5 protein-coding genes are annotated in these 3,399 nt (G+C 61.4%); 3 read left to right on the top strand and 2 right to left on the bottom strand.

Translation table 11 applies throughout. From position 1 onward, the window contains the following. On the top strand, nt 1-212 hold a 212-nt coding region (locus tag EN994_RS23540; protein WP_164746110.1), incomplete at its 5' end, for a glycine cleavage T C-terminal barrel domain-containing protein. Between the two features lie 113 nt (nt 213-325). Here the strand turns inward: EN994_RS23540 and EN994_RS23535 are convergent. After that, entirely contained in the window at nt 326-718 is a 393-nt protein-coding gene (locus EN994_RS23535) for a DoxX family protein (RefSeq protein ID WP_013530889.1), read from the bottom strand. A gap of 197 nt (nt 719-915) precedes the next feature. Between EN994_RS23535 and EN994_RS23530 the strand changes: the two genes are divergently transcribed. After that, the gene (locus EN994_RS23530) at nt 916-1,404 is read left to right on the top strand and encodes a hypothetical protein (RefSeq protein WP_084652544.1); all 489 of its coding nucleotides are present in this window, start codon (nt 916-918) and stop codon (nt 1,402-1,404) included. Nucleotides 1,405-1,484: 80 nt separating this feature from the next. Here the strand turns inward: EN994_RS23530 and EN994_RS23525 are convergent, their stop codons facing one another. After that, nucleotides 1,485-2,261 (bottom strand): VOC family protein, encoded by a 777-nt coding sequence (locus EN994_RS23525; protein ID WP_013530891.1) that lies wholly within the window; start codon nt 2,259-2,261, stop codon nt 1,485-1,487. 166 nt (nt 2,262-2,427) lie between these two features. Here EN994_RS23525 and EN994_RS23520 point away from each other — a divergent pair, with 166 nt between their 5' ends. Then, entirely contained in the window at nt 2,428-3,165 is a 738-nt protein-coding gene (locus EN994_RS23520) for a gamma-glutamylcyclotransferase (RefSeq protein WP_024501513.1), read from the top strand. Nucleotides 3,166-3,399: the final 234 nt, after the last annotated feature.

The raw sequence follows: 3,399 nt of genomic DNA, 5'->3' as shown, positions 1-3,399 counted from the left end.
AGCCGATCTGGTTCGATGGTGCGGTGCGCGGCTTGGTGACGTCGGGTGGCTATGCGCATCATTCGAAGAAATCCGTCGCCGTCGGCTATGTGCCGAAGGAGATCGCTGATGAGAGCGACGGCTTCGAGATCGAGCTGCTGGGCAAGCGCCATGCGGCGCGCATTCAGGCGGTGCCGCTGTTCGACGCCAATTTCGAACGGATGCGTGCTTGAAGCGCTTCGGCTTCGCCGATGCGCTTCAGATTCCTGTTTTGTGGATGTCGTTGTCCCAAAACCGCCGGGCACTTTTGGGCGACATGCACCAGGCCCGCATCCTCTTTCTGGCGTCAGGCGCTGCGGCGGCTGTCCAGCGCGAAGGCGCCGGCGCCGGCAAACACCAGATAGAGGAAGATGAAGCAGAACGAGATCGCCGAATCGCCGCCATTGTTGACCGGGAAGAAGTCGCGCGGCATGTGCGCCATGAAATAGGCGATCGCCATTTCGCCGGCCAGAAGGAATGCCACCGGTCGCGTGAACAGGCCCAGCGCGAGCAGGATGCCGCCGGCGAATTCGAGGATGGCGGCAGTCGTGGTCAGCCCGGAAAGGGCGTGGGGATCGACGCTGACGGGGAAGTTGAACAGTTTCTGGCTGCCATGCTCGATGAACTGCAGCGCGGTCATGATGCGCAACACGCCGAGCGCCTGCGGCTGGTATCTGGAGAGGCTTTCGAAAAGCTTCATAATGACTCCATTTTCAATCCGTCCGGCCATAGATTATCGCCCAGGAATGGACCATTCACTTCCCATGGCCTGGCGTCAACAATCGGTGATTGAAAATGTCCCCAGCTTGACCCTTCACATTTTTCCCGCAAGGGTTGTATTTCTATCGTTGCGGTTGTATTAGTGCGGCCACTCTAGAAATGTGGGTTCCCTTTGCCATGAAAAAAGTCGCCATCAGCCTCTTCGCAATTCTTGCAGGCACCAGCTTTGCCATGGCCGAGGACGCCGGCTGTGAGGCCTTCAAGTGGCCCGTGACGCGGGAGCAGACCCTGTTTGCCGCGGCACCGGCAACGCCGTCCGGAGCGGCACTGGCGGTTGGTGCGGCTGCGGACCTGGCGCTGGTGCCGGTAGAGAAAGCCGGTTTTGCGGTAGCGCCCGAACGTGCGCCGGCATCAGACAGTTTCGGGGCCGTCGCCAGCGTGGAGGTGCCATCCGAGGGAGCCATCCAGATAAGTCTCTCGGGGGAGGCCTGGATCGATGTCATCCAGGATGGCCAGGCCATCAAGTCGGCGGGCTACAGTGGCGTGAAAACATGCCCTGGCATCCGCAAGAGCGTGCGCTTCAAGCTTGCGCCCGGCCCGGCCACCGTTCAGTTCAGCGGCGCGAAAAAAGCTGAGTTGAAGGTTGCGGTGCTGGCGCCGGAATGAGGCGGCGCCAGGCAGGGGAGAGGCCTTCATCGGTGGTCCGATGAAAGCCCGCACTTTGTGTCAGCGGTGTTCGATCGCCGTCAGCGGACTGGCGCCATCAAGGCGAAGTGCGCGCCTTGCGGGTCCTGGCACTGCACGATCCAACTGCCGCCGGGGACCTCCATCGGCCCCATCAGGATCTTGCCGCCATTGTCGGTGACCCGTTTGGCCGCCGCGTCGATGGCCGCAACGTTGAAGTAGAATTGCCAGACCGGGACCGGGATCTGCGCGGGCTTGTTCATGATGCCGCCGCCGGATTCGGGGCCGGCCGTAAAAGTCTGGTACGTGCCCATCGGGCCCATGTCGAAATCGCCGGCGTCGACCCAGCCGAACTGGTCGGAATAGAAATCGAACGCGGCTTTCCAGTCCGACGTGTAAAGCTCGTGCCAGCCGATGTGGCCCGGCGTGCTGGCCGGCACGACAGGCTGGTCGGGACCGTTCGGCTGCAGGAACATGAAGGTCGCGCCTTGCGGATCGGCGACGACGGCAAAGCGGCCGACGCCCGGAATGTCGTCGGGCTGGCGGTGAACGGTGCCGCCGGCTTTCTCCAGCGATGCAGTTGCGGCATCGACATCCCTGGTGTGGATATAGCCGAGCCAGGCAGGCGGCATGCCCATCTTGGCGGCATCCTCGGGCAAGGTCATCAGGCCGCCGACGCCACGTTCGCCGACATTCATGACGATGTAGCGCGGCATGCCGGGTGCCTTATCGAAGGGCTGCGCCGTCCAGCCGACCACTTGGGTGTAGAACGCCTCGGCGGCGTCGAGATCTGATGTCATCAATTCGTACCAGAAGAAGGGCATCGGGGTTTTTGGCATTTTCGGTCTCCTCACCTTTCATGGATCGATCGTCGTCCACCATAGGACGATCCTCACGACGGAAATCCGACACCGCCCGGACAACAATGGGTGTGTGTGCCAAGCGTTCCCTGATTGCGCATCCAGCGGTTTTCGATTTCTCTGCGGTCATGAGGGGTTGTCGTCCATGCGCTTGATGTCGCTCACGCCCGAGCTTGTCGCACTGTGCCATCGGGAAGAGGCCGATCCCGGTCCGGACCCGAGCTGGACAGACATGAACGACGAGGACTTTCGAACCCTCGCCTTGCGACTGTCCAATGAAGCCGATGAGGGACCGTTATGGGTGTTCGCCTATGGGTCGCTGATCTGGAAGCCGGAATTCGAGTCGGTCGAGCAACAGCTCGCCACAGCCTTCGGCTGGCACCGCTCCTTCTGCCTCGACATGGTGCGCTGGCGCGGCAGCGCCGAGCAGCCTGGGTTGATGATGGCGCTCGAGCGGGGCGGGCGCTGCAACGGCGTGATCTATCGCTTGCCGGAGGGTGAGAAGCCGGCGCAGATCGAAAGGCTGTTGCGGCGCGAGATCAGCGACCATGAAAGCATCGAGACGGTTCGCTGGCTGCCGGTGCATACGCCGCAGGGTAAGCTGCGCGCGCTCGGCTTCTGGGTCGGCGTGAAGGGCAGGGGAACGTCGCTGAACCAGCCGCTGGACAGAGTGGCGAGCGTGCTGGCCAGAGCCTGCGGGCATATCGGATCCGGCGCCGAATATCTCTACAACACGGTCAGCCATCTCGAAGCATTCGGCATCCGCGACCGCAATCTGTGGCGATTGCAGGAATTGGTGGCGCAGGAGGTCAGGGCCATCCATGGCCGCAAGCTTGAGCCTGGCCTTTCGCTCGCACTGCAAGCCCGACCGCAGTCGCAATAATATGAGTAAAAAAATCATGTTATTGCCGAGCCTTTTCAGTGACTTGCGTCGAAAATTGACCAATTGATAAAAAAATAAAACGTGCTAGCCTTCTCCAAAAGAAAACATGGGGAACTGACGATGCCAGAAGGCCAATTCAGGGAAGGCATTGCGGGCGGCAGGCTCTCGGCCGACCAGTATGCGGATAATTTTTCCGACCTGCACCCGCCGCTCGACCACCACGCTGTCTCTTAT

Source organism: Mesorhizobium sp. M7A.F.Ca.CA.002.09.1.1 (assembly GCF_003998555.1).
In the GTDB taxonomy this organism is placed as follows: domain Bacteria; phylum Pseudomonadota; class Alphaproteobacteria; order Rhizobiales; family Rhizobiaceae; genus Mesorhizobium; species Mesorhizobium ciceri.
Note: the sequence above shows the minus strand (reverse complement) of the source record. Positions and strands in the feature narration are given on the sequence as shown.

Coding starts and splice junctions, on each gene's coding strand:
- EN994_RS23535 (WP_013530889.1), bottom strand. CDS start 718: ATGAAGCTTTTCGAAAGCCTCTCCAGATACCAGCCGCAGGCGCTCGGC.
- EN994_RS23530 (WP_084652544.1), top strand. CDS start 916: ATGAAAAAAGTCGCCATCAGCCTCTTCGCAATTCTTGCAGGCACCAGC.
- EN994_RS23525 (WP_013530891.1), bottom strand. CDS start 2,261: ATGCCAAAAACCCCGATGCCCTTCTTCTGGTACGAATTGATGACATCA.
- EN994_RS23520 (WP_024501513.1), top strand. CDS start 2,428: ATGCGCTTGATGTCGCTCACGCCCGAGCTTGTCGCACTGTGCCATCGG.